Raw genomic sequence first — 20,343 nt, 5'->3', positions numbered from 1 at the left:
CGGCTGATGACCTGCGGACGGTAGTGGACGGGGATCCTTGTCCGCTGTGCCGCTTTGCCCGCTGCGGCCTGGGAGCGCCGGGCGCTGGACCTGGAGTGGACCTGCCTGGAGACCGCGGCGCACTGATGGGCCATTTCGGCGCCTATGCGATGCAGCCATCCGGCTCCCGCCCGCCGCAGGATGGCTATGTGGAAGTGCTGGTCGGGCCGCCGAGGCGTCCGGGCGGGCCGCAGCTCCTCTTCTACCCGGATCCGGCTTCCGCAGGACGTTCAGTATGAGGCGGATGCCGGTATCTGCGCCCGGGTGCTGGACAGGTTGTTTCCCGATGCCCGGGGCTCGCCGGATTCCTGGCAGGACGTGCTGCGCTGCTGCGGGCGGGCCCTCGAAACGCGCGGCCTGCCCTGGCGGTGGGATTCGTCGGTACGCTGATCAGCCCACGGGCTCGGGCTCGGGCTGGCGCGCAAGGCGGCGCAGGAGCGGTTCGGTGAAGCGGGCCGCAACGGGCCCGGCCACGGCCATCAGCATCACGTAGGCCGCGACGAGGGCGTTCAGCTGCTGCGGCAGCACCCCGGAGGTGACCGCCAGCCCGGCGATGACGATGGAAAACTCGCCGCGGGCGATCAGCACGGTCCCGGCCCGCACGCGGCCCCAGCGGCCGATCCCTGCCTGCCGTGCGGTCCACGCGCCCGTGGCCACCTTGGTGGCCGCCGTGATGATTCCCAGCAGCACCGCCCAGCCGAGCACCGGGGGCATGGTGGACGGGTCCGTGTTCAGGCCGAAGGCCACGAAGAAGGTGGCGGCGAACAGGTCGCGGATCGGTTCCAGCAGCCGGGTGGCACTGTCCGCGGTCGCCCCGGAGATCGCGATGCCCAGCAGGAACGCGCCGACGGCGGCGGAGACCTGCATGGCCGAGGCCAGCCCGGCCACCAGCAGGGCGGCGCCGATGAGCTTGAGCAGGAAGGTCTCCTGTTCGGGGCTGTGGATCCATTTGGAAATGCGGTGGCTGTAGCGCACCGCGGCCAGCAGCACCACGCTGATCACCAGCAACGAGACGCCCACCGCCGTCGCCCCGCCGAGCAGCCCGACGCCGCCCAGCACGGCCGTCATGACCGGCAGGTAGCCGGCCATGGCCAGGTCCTCCAGCACCAGGACGGCCAGCACCGCCGGGGTTTCCCGGTTGCCCAGCCTGCCCAGGTCCGTCAGGACCTTGGCAGCGATGCCGGAGGAGGAAATATAGGTCACCCCGCCCAAGACCATGGCGCCCACCGGTCCCCAGCCGAGGACATAGGCCAGGACCGCGCCCGGGGTGAAATTGAGCACCAGGTCCATCAGGCCGGCCTGCCAGGACTGCTTCAGCCCGGTCACCAGTTCCATGGCCGTATATTCCAGGCCAAGCATCAACAGCAGCAGCACCACGCCGATTTCGCCGGCGATGTGGCCGAATTCGGCGATGCCGCGGAATTCGACGAAGCCGCCCTGGCCGAACGCCAGCCCGCCCAGCAGGTACAGCGGCACGGGGGACATACCCATCCGGGCGGCCAGCCGCCCCAAAATGCCCAGCCCGAGGAAGACGATGCCAAGCTCGATGAGCGTCGCCGTCGTGGCGCCCACGGCGGCCTAGTTTCCGTGCAGAATGGCAGCCGCGGCGTCGAGGCCGTCCGGTGTGCCGACAACGATCAGCAGATCCCCCGGTTCGATCACGTCATTGGGCGTGGGCGACGGCAGGACCTGGCCGCTGCGCAGCATGGCCACGACCGAGGCGCCGGTGCGCGTCCTGAGCTTGGTCTCACCCAGCGGGCGGCCCGCGAAGGGGGTGTCCTCGGTGACCAGGAACTGGCGCGTGCTTACCCCCGGCAGGTCGCTGTGCTCTGCGGCCAGCTGCGCCACCAGCCGCGGGCCGCCGAGCAGGCTGCCCAGGGTGGCCGCTTCCTCGGTGCTCAGCGGGATGGACGCCAGGCAGGCATCCGGGTCGTCCATCCGGGAGATGATCAGCTCAGTCTGGCCGTCGCGCTGGATGACGATGCCCACCCGGCGGCCGTTGCCGACGACGATTTCGCGGCGGATGCCGATACCCGGCAGCGGTGTTTCCTCTACCTCCATGGCTCAACTCTAATCCGCCCCGCGCCGCCCGTATCCGGTGGCCGTAATGTTGTCCCATGGCGGTGGAAAAGAACACCCGCAGCATCGAAAGCGGGATCGAAACTGACTTCTCCGGCAAGATGAGCTACGGCTCCTACCTGCAGCTGGACCGGCTGCTGTCGGCCCAGGTGCCGGTCAGCCGGCCCGAGCACCACGACGAGCTGCTGTTCATTATCCAGCACCAGACCACCGAGCTGTGGTTCAAGCTGGTGCTGCACGAGTTGCGCACGGTGCGGGACCAGCTGCGCGCCGACGACCTGCGCTACGCGATGAAGGGTATCGCCCGGGTGAAGCACATCCAGCACATCCTCGCCGAGCAGTGGTCGGTGCTGGCCACGCTGACCCCGGCCGAGTATGCCGAATTCCGCGGCGAGCTGGGCTCGGCCTCCGGCTTCCAGTCCTTCCAGTACCGGGCGGTGGAGTTCCTGCTGGGCAACAAGAACGCCGACATGCTCCGGGTCTTCGAGGCCAGGCCCGAGGCGCACCGGATGCTGGCGGAACTGCTGGAGCAAAGCAGCGTCTACGACGAGTTCCTGGCCCTGTTGCACCGGCGCGGCCATCCGGTCCCCGGACATCTGCTGGCGCGCGACTTCCGCCAGGCCCACGTCTTCGATCCGGAGCTGGTACAGACCTTCAAGTACATCTACGAGCATGCCCATGACAACTGGGATGTCTACGAGGCATGCGAGGAGCTGGTGGACCTGGAGGACAATTTCCAGCTCTGGCGCTTCCGGCATGTGAGGACGGTGGAGCGGATCATCGGCATGAAGCGGGGCACCGGCGGCTCGTCCGGCGCGGGCTTCCTGCGCAAGGCGCTGGACCTGACGTTCTTCCCGGAACTCTTCGCGGTGCGCACCGAGATCGGCAGGGCCGACGACTCCGGCGCCCCGCCGTCGTAAGCCGCGGCGCCGTTCGAGCAGCCGCTGAACGTTACCGGAACACGGTGCGGTTCTTGAACCCCGTGGCCTCGGTGCTGCGGCTGCCGAACCCGCCCTTGCCGTAGGGGTAGTACCGCAGCGTGCCGTTCTTGAACGTGGCCATCAGGCCGGTGCTGCCGGGGCCGGCGTAGCCGCGCAGCGGGGTCAGGCCGGCCACGCTGTTCCAGCCGCCGGAGCCAATCCTGCGGGCAGCGCCGCTGAAGCCGCCGGTGCCGTTGCCGCGCTGGACGTACAGCGCCGCGCCGCGGACGGCCAGCAGGTCCTGCCGTCCGTCCTGGTCCCAGTCCGCCATGGTGAAGCGGGCACCGGAAAAGCCGGAGGCTGCCGTGGTCGCCTTCGATACCGCCCGGCCGGAAGCGTTGCGGTAGTAGCGCAGGGTGCCGGCCGAGGTCCTCGCAAGCACGCCGGGGTACTTGTGTCCGGCTACCCAGCGGCCGGCGGCCAGCGTCATGCCCGCGAAGCCGTCGCCGACCTTGACCGGGTTGCGGAATCCGCCGCCGGCCTTGCCGAAGTTGACCAGCAGGCGTCCGTCCTTCATCTGCAGCAGCATGTCCAGCGTCCCGTCCCGGTTCCAGTCCAGCGTGAAGCCGGCCCGGACCGTGTCGTAGCCGCCGGTATCGATCCGCACCCGGGCCCCCAGCCTGCCGGTGCCGCCGGGGTAGCGCCAGAGGTCCCCGGCCGCATCGGCGGCGAGCAGGTCCGCGGCGCTGCGGATGCTCGGCTTGCCCAGCGTGTAGTAGTGCTCCAGCGTGGGAATGGACTTGGTGCGCATGGCGGTGGCGAGGGTGACCCCCACGTAGCGCAGGTGCCACGGTTCGTAGGTGTAGCCGGTGACCTTCTGCTGGCCCTTCGGATAGCGGACGATGAAGCCGTACTTGTAAGCGTTCCCGGCCACCCACCTGCCCTCGGGAGTGCTGCCGAAGCAGGCCTCCAGCTGGCAGGTGGTGCGGGCCTGTCCCACGTCCACGGCCAGCCCCGTCTGGTGCTCGCTGTAGCCCGGCCTGGCCGAGATGGTATCCGCATAGGCCCTGCCGTAGCTGCGCACGTAGGAATCGTAGAGTGCGGCCTGGTAGGAGTAGGAGCGGTAGGCGCTGACCACGGCCAGGCGGTGGCCTGCCTTGCGGGCACCGGTGAACAGGCTGGAGAGTTTGGCGGCCGCTGCCTTGCGCAGGGTGAACCCGGTGCCCTTGATCGTGGTGAGGTCGGCGGGCCTGTAGCTCACCGGACTGAGTGGATGGTCCTTGTTGACGAAGACCTTGATGCTCTGCGCGTCCCGGATCGGCTCCGCGGCCTGGGCAGTCTGTGCCGGCACCAGGGGCGCGGCGGACAGGCCCACGCCCGCCAGGCACAGTGCGGCAGCCGCCGCGGCAGTGGAGAATCCGGCCCGCAGCCGCGAGCGCCGGGGCTGGTGCGGCCGGAGGCATTCGCGGGACCGCCGATGTCTGTTCACGGGGTCCATGTTGCCAGCGGACCGGCAGGATCGGTGCCGCAGCCGCGCCGGACGGCCGGTTTGGATGCGATATTTTTAGTAGGTGCTGCTCTCTGACCGTGATATCCGCGCCGAACTCGAAGCCGAACGGATTGTCCTGGACCCCTACCTGCCGAACATGATCCAGCCCTCCAGCGTGGATGTGCGCATCGACAGGTACTTCCGGCTCTTCGACAACCACAAGTACGCCCACATCGATCCGTCCGAGGAGCAGCCGGAGCTGACCCGCCTGGTCGAAGTGGAGCCGGACGAGCCGCTGATCCTGCACCCGGGCGAATTCGTGCTCGGCTCCACCTACGAGACCGTCACGCTGCCCGAAGACATTGCCGCCCGGCTGGAGGGCAAGTCCTCGTTGGGCCGGCTGGGCCTGCTCACCCACTCCACCGCCGGGTTCATCGATCCGGGCTTCTCCGGCCACGTGACCTTGGAACTGTCCAATATGGCCACGCTGCCGATCAAGCTCTGGCCCGGCTCCAAGATCGGCCAGCTGTGCTTCTTCCGGCTGACCTCCCCGGCCGAGCATCCGTACGGCTCGGGGGAGTACGGCAACCGCTACCAAGGCCAGCGCGGTCCGACAGCCTCGCGCAGTTACATCAACTTCCACCGCACCCTCATCGGGCGCTGATTCCCCGCCGACCGGCCGGCCGGCGGCCTGTCAGCGCCGGAAAGGCCGGCGGGTGGCACGCCGACGGGTTTTGGCCGGGCGGGCCGGCGGCTTGACCGGGAGCATCAGCAGCAGCCCGGCCAGCAGCACCAGCAGGATGCCCAGGATGCCGAAGCGCTGGGACCCGAAGACTCCGATGCACAGCGCGAAGAGCGACGGTGCCAGGAAGCTGACCGCACGGCCGGTGGTCGCGTAGAGCCCGAACAGCCCGCCTTCCTCGCCCTCCGGCGCCAGCCGCGCCAGGTAAGCCCGGGACGCGGACTGGGCCGGGCCGACGAAGAGGCACAGCAGCAGCCCGAAGACCCAGAAGGTCAGCGTCCCGTCGAAGGCGAAGCCGAACAGCACATGCTGGTCCGGACCCAGGGCCAGCAGGGCGCCGCCGGTGGCCAGCAGGCCGGCCAGGGCGCCGATGATCACCGCCTTGGGCCCGGCCCGGTCGTCGAGGAAGCCGCCGGCGACGGCACCGGCGGCGGCGACGATATTGCCCGCGATGGCGAAGAAGATCACCTCCGTCAGGGTGAAGCCGAAGGTGCCGGCCGCGATGACGCCGCCGAAGGTGAAGACAGCGGCCAGGCCGTCGCGGAAAACGGCGCTGGAGAGCAGGAAATAGATGGTGTGCGGGTCCGTGCGGTACAGCGCCTTGATCCTGCGCGCCAGCCCGGCGTAGGAGGCGGGGATTCCGGCCGGTGCCCTGCCCGGCCGGCGCGGGACCTCCGGCACGGCGAACAGCACCGGCAGGGCGAAGACCAGGAACCACAGCGCCGAGAAGACCGCCACCAGCCGGATGTTCAGCCCGTCGGCGCGCGTCGCGCCGAACCAGCCGGCCTCCGGCAGCACGAAACCGGCCAGCACCAGCGCCAGCGCGGCAATGCCGCCGACATAGCCCATCGCCCAGCCAAAGCCGCTGATCCTGCCGATGCTGGCCGGAGTGGAGATCTGGGCGAGCATGGCGTTGTAGTTGACGTTGGCGAATTCGTAGAACACGTTGGCCAGCGCAATCAGGCCCACGCCCAGGAGCAGGTACTCCGGGGCCGGCCGGACGAAGAAGCACAGGGCGGTCAGCGCCGCCACCGCCGCGGTGTTGATCCCGAGGAAGAGCCGGCGCCGGCCGCCGGCATCCGAGCGCTGACCGGTCACCGGGGCCAGCAGGGCAATGGCGGCCCCGGAGACGGCCAGCCCGTAGCCGAGCACGGCCGAGGCATGGTCCTTGCCGCCGAAGGCGTCTCCGGTGAGGTACACGGTGAAGACGAAGGTGGTCATCACGGCGTTGAAGGCGGCCGAGCCCCAGTCCCAGGAGGCCCAGGCCAACACGCGCAGCGCGGCTGCGGCGCGCCCGGAGCGGGTGCCGTCCGGCGGGGCGGGGCGGTCTGCGGTGTGGCTCATACCGTGATGCTATCGGCCTGCGGGCCGGATGGAACGCGGGGCGGACCGGCGGCGGAATCAGCGCGGATTCCCGGAGCGGGCGCGCCACGGACCGGTCCGCACGTATGCCTTTGGTAGCATGGATGTGGGCTGCCCTCCTGCTTTGCCAGTGTTCCCGTGTCCCCGACAAGCCCAGAAGGTTGCTCCGGAGAAATCGTGCTGATTGTGCTCACCCTTCTCTTTGTGGTGGCCTTGGCAGCGCCCATGATCTTCCGGAAGCTGGGACGTTCCACCTTCTACCTCCTGGCGGCGGTGCCGGCCGGCGGGTTCGTCTGGCTGCTGGCCACCTTCGGCCGGTACACCGGTACGGACCAGCATGCCCTCGGCGGCGGCCCGAACGCCCCGCCGGCCGAAGTCCTGGCTTGGATTCCCCAGCTACGGCTGGAACTGGCCTTCCGGATGGACACGCTCTCGGCGGTGCTTTCGCTGCTGATCCTGGGTGTCGGCGCGCTGGTGCTGTTCTACTGCGCCCGCTATTTCAAAGCCGACGATGTGCACGTCGGACCCTTCGGAGCGCAGCTGCTGGCCTTTGCCGGGGCGATGTTCGGCCTGGTCATCACCGATGACCTGATCATGCTCTACGTCTTCTGGGAACTGACCACCATCCTGTCCTACCTGCTGATCGGCTTCGCCCGGCAGCGCCTGGCCGCCCGCCGCTCGGCCCTGATGGCCCTGATGGTCACCACCTTCGGCGGCCTGGCCATGCTGGTGGGCCTGATCCTGCTCGGCCAGACCGCGGGCACGTACCGGATCTCGGAACTGCTCAACCGGGCCCCGGACCTGCTGGCGCATGGAACCGTCGTCGACGTAGCCATCCTGCTGATCCTGGCCGGGGCGATCAGCAAGTCGGCACTGGTGCCCTTCCACTTCTGGCTGCCGGCGGCGATGGCCGCGCCCACCCCGGTCAGTGCCTACCTGCACGCCGCCGCCATGGTCAAGGCCGGCATCTATCTCGTTGCCCGGTTCGCCCCGGGCCTCGCCGGGACCGGGCACTGGGACGCCGTCGTGACCGTGCTCGGCCTGCTGACCATGCTGGTGGGCGGCTGGCAGGCCCTGCGGCAGTTCGACCTCAAACTGATCCTGGCCTACGGGACCGTCAGCCAGCTGGGCTTCCTGACGCTGGTGGTGGGCCAGGGCTACCGGGAGGCTGCCCTGGCCGGGCTGGGCCTGCTGCTGGCGCACGGGCTGTTCAAGGCGACGCTGTTCCTGGTAGTCGGCATTATCGACCACCAGTCCGGTACCCGCGACATCCGCCTGCTTTCCGGGATCCACCGGGCGGCGCCGAAGCTGTTTGCGGTGGCCCTGGTCGGGGCGGCGTCCATGGCCGGCGTGCCGCCGTTGCTGGGCTTCGTGGCGAAGGAGTCCGTGTATGAGGCCTTCTTCCACCGGGCGGAGCACGGCGGCTGGACGGACTGGGCGGTGCTCGCCGGCGTGGTGGCCGGATCCATGCTCACCTTCGCCTACAGCGCCCGCTTTGTCTGGGGCGGCTTCGCCACCAAGCCGGGAGCCGAGGCGACGGCGTTCAAGCCGGTTTCCCGCGCCTTCCTGGCCTCGCCGGCGCTGCTGGCCGCCGCCACGGTCCTCTTCGGCCTCTGGCCGGTGCCGGTGGACGCCGCGGTGCAGCCGTACACCTCGCTCTTCGCCGGCGACGGCGGCAGCCGCCTTGCGCTCTGGCACGGGCTGACGCCCGCGCTGGGCCTGACGGTGCTCACGCTCGCCGTCGGCCTGCTGCTGTTCCGGCTGCGGCGGCAGGTGGAACGGTTCCAGGACGGCACTGTCCAGTTCCTCGACGCCGAACGGATCTACCGCGGCGTCGTGGGCGCGTTGGACGAGGCCGCCATCTGGGTGACCGGGCGCACCCAGCGCGGTTCGCTGATCTTCTACCTGTTCGTGATCCTGTCCGTCGCCGTTGCCACCCCCGTCGGTGCCCTGCTGCTGTTCGGTGCGCCGTGGCCGGCCCGCTGGGTATGGTTCGACTCCCCGGTGCAGGCCATCATCGGTCTGGCCATCATCGCGGGGGCCCTGGCCGCCATCCAAGCCAACAAGCGCTTCCTGGCCGTGCTGATGGTCTCCGTCACCGGCTACGGCATCGCCCTGCTCTTCGCCCTGCAGGGCGCGCCGGACCTGGCCCTGACCCAGATGCTGGTGGAGACCATTGTGCTGGTGGCCATCGTGCTGGCGCTGCGTTCGCTGCCGGCCCGGCTGTGGCTGCGGGCCCCCGGCGGCTACAAACTGCTGCGCGCCGGGCTGGGCGTGGCGTTCGGGCTGGCCATGATGGCGCTGGCGGCGGTGGCGATGGCCTCCCGCACGGCCGCACCGATCTCGCTGGCCTTCCCGGAAATGGCCTACGAGGGCGGCGGCGGGGCGAATATCGTCAACGTCACCCTGGTGGACCTGCGGGCGTGGGATACCTTCGGCGAAATCTCCGTGCTGGCCCTGGCGGCCACCGGCGTGGCCAGCCTGATCTTCGTCCGCGGCCGCGGGGACAAGCGGCCGCGGGCCGAGACCGTGGCCACCGGCTCGGTGGACCGCATGACCGAAATGGACGAGCAGGGGCACCGGAGCGCCGCGGTGCTGACCGCCCGCCGCTTCGCCACGGCCGCCCGCGACCCGTGGCTCGTCGCCGGGCGCACGCTGGCGCCGGAACGGCGCTCGATCATCCTCGAAGTGGTCACCCGGCTGCTGTTCCACTCGGTGATGGTCTTCTCCGTGTACCTGCTGCTGGCCGGGCACAACCTGCCCGGCGGCGGCTTCGCCGGCGGCCTGCTGGCCGGACTGGCCCTGGCCGTCAGGTACCTGGCCGGCGGGCGGGTGGAGCTGGCCGAGGCCACCCCGGTCAGCGCCGGCGTGCTGCTGGCCGCGGGGCTGGGCACCGCGTCGCTGACCGCCATCGCGCCGCTGTTCTTCGGCGGCGAGGTCTTCCAAAGCGCGATTATCCATTTCAGCCTGCCGGTGTTCGGCGACCACAAGTTCGTCACCTCGACCATTTTCGACGTCGGCGTGTACCTGGTGGTGGTGGGCCTGGTCCTGGACGTGCTGCGCAGCTTCGGCTCGGAAATCGACGAGCGCAGCGAAGGCCGGCCGTCCCATCCGCCGTCCTACCCGGAGCGCGGCATTCCCCATGAGGCGCCGGAAGAGATCGAGGAAGGAGTGGCCCGGTGACCGTGAACATTACGCTGCTGGCGGTCATGGGAGCGCTCTTCGCCGTCGGCGTCTACCTGATCCTGGAACGGAGCCTGACGCGGGTGATGCTCGGGCTCATGCTGCTCACCAACGGCGCCAATATCCTGGTCCTGAGCACCGGCGGGGCCGCCGGGCTGGCACCGCTGTTCAATAAGGACATCCGGCCGGAGGCCTACAACGACCCGCTGCCCCAGGCGCTGATCCTGACTTCCATCGTCATTTCGTTCGCGGTGACGGCTTTCATGCTCGGGATCATCTACCGTTCCTGGGTGCTGGGCCGGCAGGACGAGGTCCAGGACGACATCGAAGACCGCCGCGTGGCCAACCAGCCCAGCTTCGATGCCGAGGACGACGCGGAAATGCCCGCCGAAACCACCGAATTCATCCGCGCCGAGGCCGAGGAGGCCCCCGGCACACTACGCGCGAAGGGGGAAGAATGAACGCGGCATCCGTTGCACCCCTCGCCGTCGTCCTGCCGTTTATCGGCGCGGCGCTGGCCTTCCTGTTCATCAGGCAGCCAAAGGCCCAGCGCATGGTGACCATTTCCACGCTCGCGCTCACGCTGTGCCTGGAGGTCTTCCTGCTCTACTCGGCGTGGACGCAGGGAGCGCAGGCGGTCACCCTGGGCGGCTGGCTGCCGCCGTTCGGCATCAGCATGGTGGTGGATGAGTTCTCCTCGCTGCTGCTGGTGGTCTCGACCACCGTCAGCCTGTCGGTGCTGGTCTACGCGGCCGGGCAGGGCATGGCCGGCGGCGACGAGGCCGGGCCGGTCTCGATCTTCCACCCCACGTACATGATCCTGGTCGCCGGGGTCTCCAACGCCTTCCTGACCGGGGACCTGTTCAACCTCTACGTGGGCTTCGAAATCCTGCTCACGGCCAGCTACGTGCTCATGACCCTCGGCGGGACCGGCCCGCGGGTGCGCGCCGGCGTTACCTACGTGGTGGTCAGCGTGATTTCCTCCCTGCTGTTCCTGGTCTCCATTGCCATGATCTACGCGGCCACCGGCACCATCAACATGGCAGACCTGGCCCTGCGGCTGGATGCGCTGGATCCGGGCACCAACATGATGCTGCACCTGATGCTGGTGGTCGCCTTCGGCATCAAGGCGGCCATGTTCCCGCTCTCCTTCTGGCTGCCTGACTCCTACCCCACCGCGCCGGCCCCGGTCACCGCGGTGTTCGCCGGCCTGTTGACCAAGGTGGGCGTGTACGCGCTGGTGCGCACCGAGACCCTGCTGTTCCCCGGGGACAGGATCAACACCTTCCTGATGGTCACGGCCCTGCTGACCATGATCGTGGGCATCCTGGGCGCGATTGCCCAGATCGACATCAAGCGCATGCTCTCGTTCACGCTGGTCAGCCACATCGGCTACATGGTCTTCGGCCTGGCGATGTCCTCGCGGCTGGGCCTGGCCTCGGCGGTCTACTACGTGGCGCACCACATCACCGTGCAGACCAGCCTGTTCCTGGTCGCCGGGCTGATCGACCGCCGCGGCGGGACCACGAACATGGACCGGCTCGGCGGCCTGGCCAGGCTCTCGCCGCTGCTGGCCGCGCTCTTCTTCATCCCGGCCATGAACCTGGCCGGCATCCCGCCGTTTTCCGGGTTCCTGGGCAAGCTCGGGCTGCTCCAGGCCGGGGTGGACCTGGGTACGCCGGTGGCGTACCTGCTGGTGGCCGGCGGCGTGGCCACCTCGCTGCTGACCCTGCTGGCCATGGCGCGGGTGTGGAACCGTGCCTTCTGGCGCACCCCCGAGGACGCCGAGCACCCCGATCCGGTCCTGGTCGCGACGGCGCCGGACGGCTCGGCAATGCGCACGTCGCGGCTGGTCACGGACCAGCCGGTGGGGCGCTTCTCCGGCCGGGGCGTGATCGATCTGCTGCCACGGACGATGGTCGGCTCGACCCTGGCCCTGGTGGTTGTGGGCGTCGCGCTCACGGTGTTCGCCGGGCCGCTGTTTCAGCTCAGCGACCAGGCGGCCGGGAGCATGCTCGAGCGCACGCCCTACATCGACGCCGTGCTCGGCCCGGGGGCCGGTGCCGGTGCGGGCGACGCCGTCGGAGAGGGGGCCGGACCGTGAGGCGGGCACCCCGGCGGCCCCGGATTCCGTTCCTGACCGAGCTGCCGCTGCTGGTGTGGCTGGTGCTGCTCTGGGGCGCGCTCTGGCAGGACTTCAGCGCCGGCAACCTGCTGTTCGGCGCCATCATCTCGGTGGTGGTGGTGAACCTGTTCTACCTGCCTCCGGTGGAGCTGGGCGGGCGGCTGAATATCCTCGCCGGCGCCGTGTTCCTGCTGACGTTCGTCTACCACGTGGCGGTGGCCAGCTTCCAGGTGCTCTGGCTGGCAGTGGTTACCGGCCCGCGGATCCGCAATGCGGTGCTGGCGGTCAAGCTGCGCACCCGCTCGGACCTGATCCTCACCGCCACGGGGCACGCGATCTCGCTGATTCCGGGCAGCCTGGTGGTGGAAGTGGACCGTTCCGGCTCCACCCTCTATCTGCACTGCCTGAACATTTCCGGGCCGCAGGAGGCGGAGGCCTTCCGCGCCCAGGTGCTCCGGATCGAAGCCGGGCTGATCCGAGCCTTCGGAACCAAGGAGGAACTGGCACTGGTACGAGCGGAATACGGCAGTGGACGAACCGTGGAACAAATGGCGCAGGGGAGGAGAGGCCGTGAATGAAGGCTTGATGGGCGCGGTTCTGGTAATTGTCGCCGCCTTGTTGTCGGTTTCCGCGGCCGCGGCAATCGTGCGCACCATCCGGGGTCCGTCCCTGCTGGACCGGGTCCTGGCCATCGACGTGCTGCTCTCCGTGGTCTCGGCGGCGCTGATGGTGGACATGGCCGTCAACGGCCATCAGGAGAACCTGATCCTGGTGGCCGTGATCTGCCTGGTCGGGTTCATCGGCTCGGTGACGGTGGCCCGGTTCGTGATCGACAGGCGGGCCCATGAGCACTGACCTGGTACTGGACATTGCCTCCGCGGCCTGCCTGGTGGTTGGGGCGCTGATGTCCCTGGCGGCGGCCATCGGCCTGCTCCGCTTCCCCGACCTGCTTTCGCGCATGCATGCGGCCACCAAGCCGCAGGTGTTCGGGCTGCTGCTGCTGCTGGCCGGGCTGGGCCTGCAGCTGCGCAGCTGGGCCGCGGTGCCGGTGCTGGTCCTGGCCTGGCTCTTCCAGCTGCTCACGGTCCCCGTGTCCGCTCACATGGTGGGCCGGGCCGGCTACCGCACCAAGCACCTGCGCAAGGAAACCCTCACCGAGGACGATCTGGACGCCGTGGTGCAGCATGCCGCGGCCGAAGAACTGCTCGGCACCGAAGAGGGCGCGGACCGGCAGTAGCCGGCGGTGCTCCCCGGGGCCGGCGCACGGGCGCCGGGGAACACTTCGGCCTCAGACCAGGCTCCGGGTCTTCGTGTAGCGGGCAATGGCGCGCTGCGTGCCCCGCTGGGACAACACCCGAATGACGGTGCTCACGGCGCCGGACACCAGCGCGAAGACCAGCGTGGAGCGAAGGCTGTTTTCCAAGTCGTCGTCGTGCTTGGGCGAATCCTTGCCGGTGACCTTCTTCCAGACCATGTCGATGATCTTGCTGGCGAGCAGGCCGCTGCCGATGCTGACTCCGGTCCCCATGAGCTTGAAAAGTACGTTCACTGCAACTCCGTTCCTCGGCGTCCACCACATCTGCCACCAGCCTAAGGCTCCGAGGGCCCCGCCGCGAGCTTGCGGGCGGAGGGAATCGACCGAAGCACGGCGCCTCGCCTGCGGCCGGGCGCCACGCCGCCGGTTCCGGTACCGCAGTGTAGACTGGATCACGCTGGCAACAGCACATCAAACGACAGGGGAGCGTCCGTTCCCACGGCCCGCGGGCCGGGCGGGACGGGACGCTGAGAGTGCGGACTACCGCAGACCCTCGAACCTGCTCCGGCTAGTACCGGCGAAGGGAGTCGAGTTCTCAGAGTGTCCGGAAGGCGCGGCCGTGCCGCTGCCCCGGGAGCACTTTCCCCTCCTGTACCTCGGGAGGACACATGACTGACATTTCCGCCAAGGCGGCCAAGACCAAATACACCTGGCGTGTGGTGGACATTGTGGTGGCGGCACTGATTGCCGTCGCCGGCGGCGTGATCTTCTGGGCCTGGTCCCAGGGCGCCAACCTCATTTCAACACCGCTGAACGCCGTCTACCCGCCGCTGACCGGCTTGTATGCCGGCGGCTGGATGATTCCCGCGGTGCTGGGCATGCTCATTATCCGCAAGCCGGGCGCCGCCCTGTTCTGCGAAACGGTGGCCGCGACGGGGGAGCTCATCATGGGCTCCCAGTACGGCACCACCGTGCTGATCTCCGGTGTTCTGCAGGGCCTCGGTGCCGAACTCGTGTTTGCCGCGCTGGTGTACCGGAAGTTCAACCTGCCGGCATCACTGCTGGCCGGAGCGGGGGCGGGCCTGTTCTGCGGCCTGAACGATTCCTTCGCGCCGTGGGGCTGGAACATCGCCTACGAAGCCGGCGACAAGCTCGCCTATATCGTGTTCACCGCCGTCTCCGGTGCCGTCCTCGCCGGTGCCCTCTCCTGGCTTGCCACCCGGGGCCTGGCGAGGACCGGCGTACTCGCGTCCTTCGCCTCCCGCAAGGCCGCCACGGAGCCGGTCCTTTCCTGATGTCCGCCCACGACGACGGCGCCGTGGTGCGGCCGGCTGCCATTTCCGCCCGGGGCTGGGGCTGGCGGCACGCCGGCCGTCCCGCGCCCGCGATCCACGGCCTGGACCTGGAAATCCAGGCGGGGGAGCGCGTGCTGCTGCTGGGCGCCTCCGGATCGGGCAAGTCGACGTTCCTGCACGCCCTGGCGGGCGTGCTCGGCGATGACAACGACGACGCCGACGAGGCCGGCGCGCTGCTGCTCGACGGTGCCGCGCCCCGCAGCCAGCGGGGGCGGGCCGGTTTGATGCAGCAGGATCCGGAAACGCAGGTGGTCCTCTCCCGCCTGGGCGACGACGTCGCTTTCGGCGCGGAAAACCTGGCCGTGCCGCGCGGGCAGATCTGGCCGCGGGTCCAGGAAGCGCTCGAGGATGTCGGGCTGGGAGGGTTCGCGCTGGACCACCCGACCTCGGCCTTGTCCGGCGGACAGAAGCAGCGCCTGGCGCTGGCCGGGATCCTGGCCATGCGCCCGGGCCTGATCCTGCTGGATGAGCCTACCGCGAACCTGGACCCGGCCGGGGTGCTTGAGGTGCGCGACGCTGTCGGCCGCTGCCTGGACAAGACCGGTGCCACCCTGGTTGTGGTCGAGCATCGCGTGGCCGTCTGGCAGGACCTCGTGGACCGGATCGTGGTGCTGCAGCCGGGCACCTCGGCCTCCGGAGCGCGGCAGCCCGCGGTGTTCCTGGACGGTCCGCCGGAGCAGGTGCTGGCCCAGGCCCGCCAGCTGCTGGCCGCCGCGGGCGTGTGGGTGCCCGGCCATGTCCCCGCTACCCGCGCCCGGACCGGCGCCGGCGGCGGCCTCCTGCTGACCGCCGAAGAGCTGGCCGTTTCCCGGGAGCGGGCGCGCCGCGGGCGCAGTGCCACCGTGCAGTCCGGCATTAATGCCGGGGTCCGGGCCGGCGAGGCACTGACGATCACCGGACCCAACGGGGCCGGCAAATCCACCGTCGCGCTGACCCTTGCCGGGCTGCTGGCACCGGTGGCGGGCACGGTTACGGCCGCCGCCGGCCTGAGCGCCGGCGCGGGAAGCAACCCCTGGAAGTGGAAGGCCGAGCAGCTGATCGCCCGCATCGGCACCGTCTTCCAGGAGCCGGAGCACCAGTTCGTCACCGGCCGGGTGCTGGACGAACTCATGTTCGGCCCCCGGCACCTGGGCCACGGTGCCGAGCGGGTGGACGAGCTGCTGGAACGGCTGCGCCTGGGCCACCTGGCGGACGCGAACCCCTACACCCTGTCCGGCGGCGAGAAGCGGCGGCTCTCGGTGGCCACCGTGCTGGCGGCGCATCCGCAGGTGCTGGTGCTGGACGAGCCGACCTTCGGCCAGGACGCGAACACCTGGGCGGAACTGGCCTCGTTCCTGTCCGAACTGCTCGACGCCGGCACCGCCGTGGTCTCGGTGACCCACGACGAGGAATTCAGCGCCGTCCTGGGCGGCGCCGAACTGCGGCTGGGCTCTGCCCGGATGCAGGCAGGTGCCGTATGAGGCAGGCCCTGACCCTGCACGGCAACAAGGCGCTGCTGACCCGGGCCAACCCGCTCGCGAAGTTCGCCGCCGTCGTCTTCATCACGGCCGTGCTGGCCCTGTCCATCGACTGGGTGTCGGCCTCGACGGCGCTGCTCGGCGAGCTGGCGCTCTTCCCGCTGGCCGGCCTGACCCTGCGCCTGCTGTGGCAGCGCGGCTGGCCGCTCATCCTGGCCGCCGCCCTCGGCGGCTGGAGCACCGCGATCCTTTCGGCCGACAGCGGCGCGGTGCTGCTCGACGCCGGAATCTGGTCGATCAGCGAAGGCTCCCTGCAGTTGGGGCTTGGGTTCATGCTGCGCGGCCTGGCGATCGCCCTGCCTGCGATCCTGCTGATGAGCTGCACCGATCCCACGGACCTGGCCGACGCCCTGGCCCAGAAGGCCAGGCTGCCGCACCGCTTTGTCCTGGGCACCCTGGCCGCGATGCGGCTGGTGGGGCTCATGGCCGAGGAATGGCAGACCATCGGCATGGCACGGCGGGCGCGCGGCGTCGGCTCCCACGGGAACCCGCTGCAGCGGCTGGGCGCGCTCCTGGGGCAGAGCTTCGGGCTGCTGGTTCAGGCGATCCGGCGGGCATCCCGGCTTGCGGTGACCATGGAGGCCCGCGGCTTCGGCGGGGCCGAACGCAGCTGGGCCCGGGAGTCCAGGTTCGGCCGGATCGATGTCTGGGTGGTGCTCGGCGGGGCACTGATCGCCGCCGCCGCGCTGGCTGCCGCGCTGGGCGCCGGAACCTGGAACCTCGTGTTCGCCTAGGGCGGGGCGCGGGGAGCCGCTGAACGCCCTAGGCGCGGCTGCCTTTGACCAGCAGCCCGGTGAGTTCCTCGGTCAGCTCGCGCGAGACCGGAATCTCCTTGCCGTCGATGCTGCGCACCGGAGCCATCAGCCGAATGCTGGAGACCAGCCACACGCCGTCGGCCTCGAACAGGTCGTGCGGCTCCAGCGGACCGTAGCCGAGCTGCCAGCCGGCCTCGGCCGCGGTCTTGAACAGCGCGCCCTGGGATGTGCCGGGCAGGATGCCGCTTTCCAGCAGCGGTGTGGTGAGGGTCTTTACGCCGTTCCGCACGGTGGCGATCAGCACGGTGGAGGTAGGGCCCTCCAGCACCCGCCCGTCGCTGGAGGTGAAAATGACATCGTCGGCGTCCTGCTTCTTCGCGTACCGCAGCGCCGCCATGTTGACCGCGTAGGAGAGGGTCTTGGCGCCCAGCAGCAGCCACGGTGCCCGCTCGGCCACGGAACTGTCGTAGCCGCGGTCCAGCAGCAGCACGTCGATGCCGGACTCGCGCTGTTCCCGGCTCGAGGTTCCCGGCAGGCCGGCCTGGACCCAGGCGGTGGGGGAGCCGGCGCCTTCGACGCCGCGGGTCACCAGCAGCTTGACCGCCAGCTCGTCCGCCGGCGGATGCTCCGCGATGGCGGTGGCGATAGCCTTTTCCCAGGCTGCAGCGGGCGGGATCACCAGGTCCATGGCCTCGGCCGACACGGCCAGCCGGTCCAGGTGGGCCGTGAGCTTGCGCGGTGTTCCGTCCACGACGAGCAGGGTTTCGAAGATGCCGTCCCCGCGGGTGACCCCCTGGTCGGTGGCCATCAGCTGGGGCTTGGAGGCGTCGGCCACGCGGCCGTTCTCATGGGCGGGATCCAGGAACACCAAAACTGTCATGGGTCTAAGCGTAGCGGCAGGAACCGCGCCCGAGCCTGCGAGGGCGGGGAGCCGCGAAGCGTTGGCCACCTCCCGCCGCGAGCGGAGCGGGTGATGGGAGGTGGCCAGGTGTTAGTTCGCTGTAAGCTGCCGATATTCTAGGGGATGACGCCGGGGGCCGGCGGGATGGGGGACTAGCCGGACGTGTTGTGGCCGCTGACGGGGTGGGGCGCATTCCCCAATTGGGTGCTGGTCGTCTTCACCGTGCTCGACATGGTCATCCGTCTGGCGGCCTTGGGCATTGTGCCCGGCAACCGCCGTCCCACCACCGCCATGGCGTGGCTGCTGGCGATCTTCCTCATTCCGCTGGTGGGCCTGCCGCTGTTCTTGATGTTTGGCAGCTACAGGCTCTCCGGGCGCAGGTTCCGGCAGCAGGCCGAAGTCAACCAGGAAGTCTGGGAAGCCACGCAGGAGCTGAAGGAGCCGCGCAGCGAGATGGAAGCGCCCACCTGGGTGCATTCGGCGGCCGAACTCAACCGCACCCTGGGCGCCCTTCCGATGCTGGACGGCAACAGCGTGGAACTGCTTCCCGGCTACACCGAGTCGATCAAGGCGATGACCGAGGCCGTCCGCGGGGCGAGGGAATACGTCAATGTCGAGTTCTACATCATGGCCAAGGACGAGGTTACCGGCGAGCTGTTCGAAGCGCTGCAGGAGGCCGCCGCCCGCGGCGTCACCGTGCGCCTGCTCTTCGACCACATCGGCACGCTTCGGGTGGCCGGCTACCGGAAATTCCTGCGCTGGCTCAAGGGCAGCGGGATCGAGTGGCGCCGCATGCTGCCCATCCTGCCGGTCCACGGCCAGTGGCGCCGGATCGACCTGCGCAACCACCGCAAGATCCTCGTGGTGGACGGGCATGTGGCCTTCACCGGATCGCAGAACCTGATTGAGCCCGGCTACCTGCGTCCCTCCAGCCGCCGGTCCGGCCGCGGCTGGGTGGAACTGATGGCGCGCCTGGAAGGCCCCATTGTCACTGCCCTGAACGTCGTCTTCGCCACGGACTGGTACAGCGAGACCGACGAACTGCTCCGGCAGGAGCTGTTCACCCCGGCGACGGTGACGGAGTCCGGGCCGATGACCTGCCAGGTGGTCCCCAGCGGCCCCGGCTTCCAGGCGGAGAACAACCTGCGCCTGTTCAACACGCTCATCTACTCGGCCGTGAAGCGGCTCTCCATCTGCAGCCCGTACTTCGTGCCGGACGATTCGCTGCTCTACGCCATTACGACGGCGGCGCAGCGCGGCGTGGACGTGGAACTGTTCGTTTCCGAGCAGGGGGACCAGTTCCTGGTCCACCATGCCCAGCGCTCCTATTACCAGGCGCTGCTGCAGGCGGGGGTGCGGATCCATCTGTATCCGAAACCCATGGTGCTGCATGCCAAGTTCTTTACGGTCGATGACAAGGTGGCCGTGCTGGGCTCGAGCAACCTGGACATGCGCTCCTTTTCGCTGAACCTTGAGGTGTCCCTGATGATGCTCGGCGACGACATCGTGCCGAAGCTGCTCGATATCGCCGACAGCTACCGCGAGGTTTCACGCGAACTGACCCTGGACGAATGGGTGCGGCGCCCGCGCGCAGAGCGCTATGTCGACAATGTCTGCCGGCTCACCGCCACCCTTCAATGATCGTCCGCCCGATCGGCCCGGCCAAGGCGCCGATCCCGGCGAGCCTCGGTGCCGCGGCGCCTCCGGCTCAGTCCGGGAATACCGCACCCAGGGCCGAGAGCACCCCGAACGCCTTGGCCCGGACCTCGTCCCATTCGTCCTCGGGCACCGAATCCGCCGTGATCGCCCCGCCGACACCAAGGCTGAGTCGGTCCCCGTCCACCACCAGGGTGCGGATCACCACCGACAGGTCGGCGGCCCCGTTGGGCGAAAAATAGCCGATCGCCCCGGAATAGACCCCGCGGGGGCCCGACTCGAGCTCGTCGAGGATATCCATGGTGCTGATCTTGGGTGCTCCGGTCATCGATCCGGCCGGGAACGCCGCCAGCACCGCCTCGGCCCGCACCGCCTCCGGGGCGAGCTGCGCGTCGATGGTGGAGACCATCTGGTGCACCGTGGCATAGCTTTCCACCGCGCAGAGCCGGCTGACCCGCAGCGACCCGGGGACGGCGAAGTGGCTCAGGTCGTTGCGCAGCAGGTCCACGATCATGATGTTCTCGGCGCGGTCCTTGCTGCTGGCGAGCAGGTCCTCGCGCAGCGCCGCATCCGTGGCGGCATCGGGACCGCGGCGCCGGGTGCCCTTGATCGGTTCCGCCCGCAGCGCCCCGCCGGCGCTGATCTGCAGGAACCGTTCCGGCGAGGTGCTGGCCACGGTCAGCCCGCCGAGGCGCAGGTAGCTGGCGAACGGGGCCGGGTTGCTGCGCCGCAGTGCGGCGTAGGCGGCCAGCGGATCCAGCGGCTCCGGCAGGCGGGCCTCCAGGGCGGTGGTCAGGCAGACCTCGTAGGAGTTGCCCTCGCGGATTTCCGCCTGGGCCTGGCGGACCTTGGCCAGGTACTCCTCCCGGCTGTCGCGGACGCTGAACTGCAGCCGGGGAAACGGCGTGCCCGAACCGGTGCCGCCGGCAGCTGCCGGGCCGGCGGCTGCGCCGACGGCGGCCCGG

19 protein-coding genes and 1 riboswitch are annotated in these 20,343 nt (G+C 69.7%); of the genes, 12 read left to right on the top strand and 7 right to left on the bottom strand.

The window, feature by feature from the left end; genetic code table 11:
* Positions 1–429 precede the first annotated feature (429 nt).
* Together ACFQ36_RS07535 and ACFQ36_RS07530 are read right to left on the bottom strand one after the other, a co-directional pair.
* Positions 430–1,611 carry a cation:proton antiporter gene (locus ACFQ36_RS07535; protein WP_377012193.1) on the bottom strand — a complete coding sequence of 394 codons (1,182 nt, stop codon included), beginning with the start codon at positions 1,609–1,611 and terminating at the stop codon, positions 430–432.
* A gap of 6 nt (positions 1,612–1,617) precedes the next feature.
* Complete coding sequence (locus ACFQ36_RS07530; RefSeq protein ID WP_377012192.1) at positions 1,618–2,100, bottom strand: cation:proton antiporter regulatory subunit; 483 nt, start codon at positions 2,098–2,100, stop codon at positions 1,618–1,620.
* 56 nt (positions 2,101–2,156) lie between these two features.
* On the opposite strand from ACFQ36_RS07530, the gene ACFQ36_RS07525 reads away from it, so the two are divergent.
* Positions 2,157–3,038: a tryptophan 2,3-dioxygenase gene (locus ACFQ36_RS07525; protein WP_377012190.1), complete on the top strand. Its 882-nt coding sequence runs from the start codon at positions 2,157–2,159 to the stop codon at positions 3,036–3,038.
* Between the two features lie 31 nt (positions 3,039–3,069).
* Here the strand turns inward: ACFQ36_RS07525 and ACFQ36_RS07520 are convergent, their stop codons facing one another.
* Positions 3,070–4,527: a D-alanyl-D-alanine carboxypeptidase family protein gene (locus tag ACFQ36_RS07520; RefSeq protein WP_377012189.1), complete on the bottom strand. Its 1,458-nt coding sequence runs from the start codon at positions 4,525–4,527 to the stop codon at positions 3,070–3,072.
* Positions 4,528–4,609: 82 nt separating this feature from the next.
* Between ACFQ36_RS07520 and dcd the strand changes: the two genes are divergently transcribed.
* Positions 4,610–5,191, top strand: coding sequence for a dCTP deaminase (dcd, locus tag ACFQ36_RS07515; RefSeq protein ID WP_377012187.1), 582 nt, complete (start codon positions 4,610–4,612; stop codon positions 5,189–5,191).
* A 30-nt stretch (positions 5,192–5,221) separates the two neighbouring features.
* On the opposite strand, the gene ACFQ36_RS07510 is transcribed toward dcd, so the two are convergent.
* On the bottom strand, positions 5,222–6,613 hold the full coding sequence (locus ACFQ36_RS07510; RefSeq protein ID WP_377012185.1) for an MFS transporter: 1,392 nt from the start codon (positions 6,611–6,613) through the stop codon (positions 5,222–5,224).
* Between the two features lie 195 nt (positions 6,614–6,808).
* Here ACFQ36_RS07510 and ACFQ36_RS07505 point away from each other — a divergent pair, with 195 nt between their 5' ends.
* From ACFQ36_RS07505 to mnhG, 6 genes are read left to right on the top strand one after another with little or no spacing between them, the layout of a single operon-like run.
* Positions 6,809–9,814 (top strand): Na+/H+ antiporter subunit A, encoded by a 3,006-nt coding sequence (locus ACFQ36_RS07505; protein ID WP_377012183.1) that lies wholly within the window; start codon positions 6,809–6,811, stop codon positions 9,812–9,814.
* The gene (locus ACFQ36_RS07500) at positions 9,811–10,275 is read left to right on the top strand and encodes a Na(+)/H(+) antiporter subunit C (protein ID WP_377012181.1); all 465 of its coding nucleotides are present in this window, start codon (positions 9,811–9,813) and stop codon (positions 10,273–10,275) included. Before ACFQ36_RS07505 ends, ACFQ36_RS07500 begins: the two co-directional genes overlap by 4 nt.
* On the top strand, positions 10,272–11,918 hold the full coding sequence (locus ACFQ36_RS07495) for a Na+/H+ antiporter subunit D (protein ID WP_377012178.1): 1,647 nt from the start codon (positions 10,272–10,274) through the stop codon (positions 11,916–11,918). Before ACFQ36_RS07500 ends, ACFQ36_RS07495 begins: the two co-directional genes overlap by 4 nt.
* Positions 11,915–12,517 carry a Na+/H+ antiporter subunit E gene (locus ACFQ36_RS07490; protein WP_377012176.1) on the top strand — a complete coding sequence of 201 codons (603 nt, stop codon included), beginning with the start codon at positions 11,915–11,917 and terminating at the stop codon, positions 12,515–12,517. Before ACFQ36_RS07495 ends, ACFQ36_RS07490 begins: the two co-directional genes overlap by 4 nt.
* 4 nt (positions 12,518–12,521) lie before the next feature.
* Positions 12,522–12,794, top strand: coding sequence for a monovalent cation/H+ antiporter complex subunit F (locus tag ACFQ36_RS07485; protein ID WP_377012209.1), 273 nt, complete (start codon positions 12,522–12,524; stop codon positions 12,792–12,794).
* A complete protein-coding gene (gene mnhG / locus ACFQ36_RS07480; RefSeq protein ID WP_377012175.1) occupies positions 12,784–13,176 on the top strand; it encodes a monovalent cation/H(+) antiporter subunit G in 393 nt (130 codons plus the stop codon). Before ACFQ36_RS07485 ends, mnhG begins: the two co-directional genes overlap by 11 nt.
* A 51-nt stretch (positions 13,177–13,227) precedes the next feature.
* On the opposite strand, the gene ACFQ36_RS07475 is transcribed toward mnhG, so the two are convergent.
* On the bottom strand, positions 13,228–13,488 hold the full coding sequence (locus ACFQ36_RS07475; RefSeq protein WP_377012173.1) for a DUF4235 domain-containing protein: 261 nt from the start codon (positions 13,486–13,488) through the stop codon (positions 13,228–13,230).
* Positions 13,489–13,664: 176 nt separating this feature from the next.
* Positions 13,665–13,797, top strand: a riboswitch (TPP riboswitch).
* Positions 13,798–13,862: 65 nt separating this feature from the next.
* On the opposite strand from ACFQ36_RS07475, the gene ACFQ36_RS07470 reads away from it, so the two are divergent.
* The 3 genes from ACFQ36_RS07470 to ACFQ36_RS07460 are packed head-to-tail and all read left to right on the top strand — an operon-like array spanning position 13,863 to position 16,800.
* On the top strand, positions 13,863–14,489 hold the full coding sequence (locus ACFQ36_RS07470; protein ID WP_377012172.1) for an ECF transporter S component: 627 nt from the start codon (positions 13,863–13,865) through the stop codon (positions 14,487–14,489).
* Positions 14,489–16,009, top strand: a complete 1,521-nt coding sequence (locus ACFQ36_RS07465) for an ABC transporter ATP-binding protein (RefSeq protein WP_377012170.1) — start codon at positions 14,489–14,491, stop codon at positions 16,007–16,009. The genes ACFQ36_RS07470 and ACFQ36_RS07465 overlap by 1 nt, the downstream gene beginning before the upstream one ends.
* Complete coding sequence (locus ACFQ36_RS07460; protein ID WP_377012168.1) at positions 16,006–16,800, top strand: energy-coupling factor transporter transmembrane component T family protein; 795 nt, start codon at positions 16,006–16,008, stop codon at positions 16,798–16,800. The genes ACFQ36_RS07465 and ACFQ36_RS07460 overlap by 4 nt, the downstream gene beginning before the upstream one ends.
* A gap of 28 nt (positions 16,801–16,828) precedes the next feature.
* Here the strand turns inward: ACFQ36_RS07460 and ACFQ36_RS07455 are convergent, their stop codons facing one another.
* Positions 16,829–17,701, bottom strand: a complete 873-nt coding sequence (locus ACFQ36_RS07455; RefSeq protein WP_377012166.1) for an aminodeoxychorismate lyase — start codon at positions 17,699–17,701, stop codon at positions 16,829–16,831.
* Positions 17,702–17,884: 183 nt separating this feature from the next.
* Here ACFQ36_RS07455 and cls point away from each other — a divergent pair, with 183 nt between their 5' ends.
* Positions 17,885–19,363, top strand: a complete 1,479-nt coding sequence (gene cls / locus ACFQ36_RS07450; protein WP_377012164.1) for a cardiolipin synthase — start codon at positions 17,885–17,887, stop codon at positions 19,361–19,363.
* A gap of 67 nt (positions 19,364–19,430) precedes the next feature.
* Here cls and pabB read toward each other — a convergent pair.
* Positions 19,431–20,343: aminodeoxychorismate synthase component I (pabB, locus tag ACFQ36_RS07445; RefSeq protein WP_377012162.1), on the bottom strand; the 913-nt coding region annotated here is incomplete at its 5' end.

It is taken from the genome of Arthrobacter sp. GCM10027362 (assembly GCF_042679445.1).
In the GTDB taxonomy this organism is placed as follows: Bacteria; Actinomycetota; Actinomycetes; order Actinomycetales; family Micrococcaceae; genus Crystallibacter.
This window is presented reverse-complemented; position numbering and strand designations above follow the sequence as displayed.

Coding starts and splice junctions, on each gene's coding strand:
- ACFQ36_RS07465 (WP_377012170.1), top strand. CDS start 14,489: ATGTCCGCCCACGACGACGGCGCCGTGGTGCGGCCGGCTGCCATTTCC.
- ACFQ36_RS07525 (WP_377012190.1), top strand. CDS start 2,157: ATGGCGGTGGAAAAGAACACCCGCAGCATCGAAAGCGGGATCGAAACT.
- ACFQ36_RS07455 (WP_377012166.1), bottom strand. CDS start 17,701: ATGACAGTTTTGGTGTTCCTGGATCCCGCCCATGAGAACGGCCGCGTG.
- ACFQ36_RS07530 (WP_377012192.1), bottom strand. CDS start 2,100: ATGGAGGTAGAGGAAACACCGCTGCCGGGTATCGGCATCCGCCGCGAA.
- ACFQ36_RS07460 (WP_377012168.1), top strand. CDS start 16,006: ATGAGGCAGGCCCTGACCCTGCACGGCAACAAGGCGCTGCTGACCCGG.
- ACFQ36_RS07495 (WP_377012178.1), top strand. CDS start 10,272: ATGAACGCGGCATCCGTTGCACCCCTCGCCGTCGTCCTGCCGTTTATC.
- ACFQ36_RS07510 (WP_377012185.1), bottom strand. CDS start 6,613: ATGAGCCACACCGCAGACCGCCCCGCCCCGCCGGACGGCACCCGCTCC.
- mnhG (WP_377012175.1), top strand. CDS start 12,784: ATGAGCACTGACCTGGTACTGGACATTGCCTCCGCGGCCTGCCTGGTG.
- ACFQ36_RS07470 (WP_377012172.1), top strand. CDS start 13,863: ATGACTGACATTTCCGCCAAGGCGGCCAAGACCAAATACACCTGGCGT.